Annotated in this window: 2 protein-coding genes; both read right to left on the reverse strand. The window is 68.4% G+C overall.

Translation table 11 applies throughout. The features are described 5' to 3' along the window. The coding region (locus B9S57_RS04670) for a type I polyketide synthase (RefSeq protein WP_374935911.1) at positions 1–2080 on the reverse strand (2080 nt) is incomplete at its 3' end. Positions 2081–2127: 47 nt separating this feature from the next. Further along, a partial coding sequence (locus tag B9S57_RS04675; RefSeq protein ID WP_146057711.1) for a type I polyketide synthase occupies positions 2128–4032 on the reverse strand: 1905 nt, incomplete at its 5' end.

Raw genomic sequence — 4032 nt, forward strand, 5'->3', positions numbered from 1 at the left:
TCGCCCCACCCGCCGGCAGAGCCTGCATCAGACGACCGCGCGCCGCCACCAACGCCGCCGCGTCCTCCAACGACAGCACCCCGGCCACATGAGCGGCCGACAACTCACCGATCGAATGACCCAGCAGGTAATCGGGCTTCACACCCCACGCCGACACCAGACGGAACAACGCCACCTCAAGAGCGAACAGTCCGGCCTGCGTGAACTGCGTCCGGTCCAGCAGCTCACCACCCTCGAACACCACACCCCGCACCGGACGATCCAGATGACGGTCCAACTCCGCACACACCGCATCAAACGCATCCGCGAACACCGGATACGCCTCATACAACTCACGACCCATACCCGACCGCTGCGCACCCTGACCCGAGAACAACACGGCGTTCGGACTGTCATCGACCGCCCTGGCTGTGACCGCGTCGGCCGATCGCGGGTCGTCGGCCAGTGCAGCAACCTGGCGGAGGAGGCTCTCCGGGTCCGCCCCGAGGAGCACCGCCCGGCATTCCATCGCGGTCCGTGCCACGCCGAGCGAGTACCCCAGGTCGACGATGCTGTGCGCCGTCGTGTCGCGGGAGGCGAGCAGACGAGCGGCTTGCTCGGCGAGTGCGGAAGCGGACTTGGCGGACAGGACCCACGGAACGACCGGGAGCACGGTGGTCGCAGGCAGCACCTGCTCCGCCGTTTCCTCAGGCTGCTCGAGGATGACGTGGGCGTTGGTGCCGCTCATCCCGAACGACGACACCCCCGCCCGTCGTGGCTGTCCCGTCTCGGGCCAGGCCGCTGATTCGGTCAGGAGCTCGACGCCTCCCGCCGACCAGTCCACATGGGACGAGGGCTCGTCCACGTGCAAGGTCCGCGGCAGCACGCCGTGCCGCATCGCCATCACCATCTTGATCACACCGGCCACGCCGGCGGCACCGGCGGTGTGACCGATGTTCGACTTGAGCGACCCCAGCCGAAGCGGCCGGTGCTCGGGCCGGTCCTGACCGTAGGTCGCAAGCAGGGACTGTGCTTCGATCGGGTCACCCAGCCGGGTGCCCGTGCCATGGGCCTCCACCACGTCCACGTCGGCCGGAGACAGACCCGCGTCGGCCAGCGCCTGCCGGATCACCCGCTGCTGCGAGGGCCCGTGGGGGACGGTGAGACCGCTGCTCGCCCCGTCCTGGTTGATCGCAGAGCCTCGGACGACGGCGAGGACCGGGTGTCCGTGGTCGCGAGCGTCCGACAACCGTTCCACCAACAGCATTCCGATGCCTTCGCCCCAGCCGGTGCCGTCGGCTGCTTCGGCGAACGCTTTGCACCGGCCGTCAGCCGCCAGGCCACGCTGCCGGGAGAATTCCAGGAATGCCCCGGGGGTGGACATCACCGACGCCCCACCCACCAACGCCATGGAGCACTCGTCCTGGCGCAACGCCTGGGCCGCCCAGTGCAAGGCCACCAGCGACGACGAGCACGCGGTGTCGACGGTCGCGGCCGGGCCTTGGAAGCCGAGGGCATAGGCGATCCGACCGGACATGACGCTCGCGGCGTTTCCGGTGGCGAGGTAGCCACCGAGCTCTGCCGTTTCGTTGTGCAGCAGCGCGGCGTAGTCCTGCGCATTGGAACCGATGAAGACACCGGTGCGGCTGCCGTGCAGCGACACCGGGTCGATTCCAGCCCTTTCCAGCGCCTCCCAGGCCGTTTCGAGCAGCAGACGCTGCTGCGGGTCCATCGCCAGAGCCTCACGCGGCGAGATCCCGAAGAACTCGGCGTCGAAGTCGCCGACGGAACTCAGAAAGCCGCCTTGGTCGGCGTAGGTCGTACCCGGGTGATCCGGATCGGGATGGTAGAGCCCGTCCGTGTCCCAGCCGCGGTCCGACGGGAAGTCCCCGATCGCGTCCGAGCCGTCGGCCACCAACTGCCACAACTGCTCGGGCGAGCGGACATCGCCGGGGAACCGGCAGCTCATGCCGACGATGGCGATCGGCTCCTGGCCCTCGGACTCGACCTCGTGGAGCCGCTGCTTCGTCTGCCGAAGCTCAGCGGTCATCCACTTCAGGTGATCCAGGAGTTTCTCTTCACTCGCCATCGGAAACAGCACCGCCCCTTGAGAAAGCCATGGTTTGCACGCGCGTCAAAAACTGCAGTTCAGGACTTGCCGAATTCGCGCTGGATGAGGTCGAACATCTCGTCCGATGTGGCCGCGTCAAGCGCGGGATCCACCTCGACGGTCGTCGTCGGCGTGGACGTGTCCGACCACGCGACACCTGACTGGGAGCCGCCCCACGTGGCCAGCAGGCCCTGAAGTCTCTCCGTGATGTCCTCACGGTCGACGCCTGTGTCGGGCAACCCCGAGAGCATGCGTTCCAACTCGGTGATGGCCGAGGCGACCGGGGCCGCGGCCGACATGTCCTGAGCCAGCTCGGAACACAGGTGCTCCGCCAGCGCCGCGGACGAGGTGAAGTCGAAGAGGAGCGTGGTCGGCAGGCGGAGCCCGGTAGACGAAGCAAGCCGGTTGCGTACCTCGACGGCCATGAGCGAGTCGAAGCCCAGCTCCACGAAGCCCCGTCGGGGCCTCACGGCGTCGGACGACTCGTGTCCCAGCACCCGCGCCGCCTCGCCCCGTACGAGTTCGAGCACGATGCGGTGCTGCTCCGGCTCGGTGGCCGCGGACAGCCGCTCCCGCAGTTGTAGCGCCGCGTCGTCGGGACCGGCGACCGCCGCTGCTTGCGCCTCTGCCGCGCGTACATCGACGAGTTCACCGAGGAGAGGGCTCGGCCGCCGAGCCGTGAACGCGGGTGCGAAGCGTTCCCAATCCACGTCGGCGACCGTGAGGGTGGTCTCGTCCTCGGCCAGCGCCCGGCGCAGCTCGGTGACCGCTAGGGCGGGAGCCAGCGCCACGAGTCCGTGCCGGTGCAGGTCCTCGGTCGTGCCCTCGGCCATGCCGCCTTCGGCCCAGGGGCCCCAGGCGATGGAGGTGGCGGTCAGACCGCGGGCCCGGCGCCGCTCGGCCAAGGCATCGAGATGCGCGTTGGCCGCCGCATAAGCGCCCTGACCACCACTGCCCCAGACCGCGCTGATCGACGAGAACAACACGAACGCATCCAGACCACGGTCACCGAAAACCGCATCAAGGTTGTCCGCACCCGTCACCTTCGCACGCAACACCCCGGAAAACTCATCCGCCGTCATACCCACCAGACCGGTCATCTGACCGACCCCCGCCGCATGGAACACCGCGCGCACCGGACCGCCGACCGACTCGACCTCCTCCACCAGCCCCGCCAGAGCACCCCGATCACTCACATCACACGCAGCGACCACAACCTCGGCACCCAGCCCCTCCAACTCAGAGACCAGCTCCCCCGAAACCGAACCACCACGGCTCACCAACACCACACGGCCGGCACCCTCACCCACCACCCACCGGGCCACATGCCCACCCAAGGCACCCGAACCCCCCGTCACCAACACCGTCCCACCCACAACAACACCCGCACCCCCACCCGACCCCGGGGCACGCACCACACGACGCCCGAACACACCCGAGCCCCGCACCGCTACCTGATCCTCACCACCCCCACCGGCCAACACCCCACACAACCGGCCCAGCACACGCTCGTCCACAACCCCCGCGACATCGACCAGCCCACCCCACACCTGAGGCAACTCCAGCCCCGCCACACGCCCCAGACCCCACACCTGAGCACCCAACGGATCCACCACACCATCAGCACGACCCACCGACACCGCACCACTGGTCACACACCACACACGCACCGGCACACCCACACCGGCCAGAACCTGAACCAACCCCAACGTCCCCGCAGCATCCAACAACGACACCACGCCCGAAACGCCTACCAGACGCTCCCCCAACACCCCACCGTCAACAACACCATCGACCACCAACACACCCGCACCACGAGCCACCAACCCCGACACCACCGGGCCATCAACCACACCCGACCCACACACCACAAGCCAACCACCCGGGAGCGACTCCGACACCACACCCCCAACCGACTTCCACACCACCCGATAACGCCAGGA

This window comes from Streptomyces sp. SM10, from assembly GCF_002910915.1.
Classification (GTDB): domain Bacteria; phylum Actinomycetota; class Actinomycetes; order Streptomycetales; family Streptomycetaceae; genus Streptomyces.